This window comes from Erwinia sp. S38 (assembly GCF_016624545.1).
Taxonomy (GTDB): Bacteria; Pseudomonadota; Gammaproteobacteria; order Enterobacterales; family Enterobacteriaceae; genus Erwinia; species Erwinia coffeiphila.
Genome location: NZ_JACVTS010000094.1, coordinates 1 through 260 on the forward strand (window position 1 = coordinate 1; position 260 = coordinate 260).

At 56.9% G+C, this 260-nt stretch carries 1 pseudogene; it reads right to left on the reverse strand.

Annotated elements, in window-relative coordinates:
- Positions 1-260 (reverse strand): annotated as a pseudogene (locus IBT46_RS27130) (DUF2235 domain-containing protein); the annotation flags it as partial.

A 260-nucleotide genomic window follows, 5' to 3' on the forward strand; every position in this document is an offset into this window, starting at 1 on the left:
TCAGCCCGAACGATGCCATCGCGGTGGCCATTTTCTCCAGCGCTTTCCAGCTCTCGCCGTCCGAGAGGTTATCATCGCCCATCGTTCGCTTTAGGGCATCTATCAGCCGCAATAGTCCCCAGTTGATTCGGTCCTCGCCGTGCGTGGCTGCTGCCAGCCCCATCATACTGAAATCCAGATCCTTAACCTCGGGGAAGGGGGTGCCGACGCCGGGAATATAGTACTTATAGTATTTGTCATCGCCGCTGCCGATAGCATCC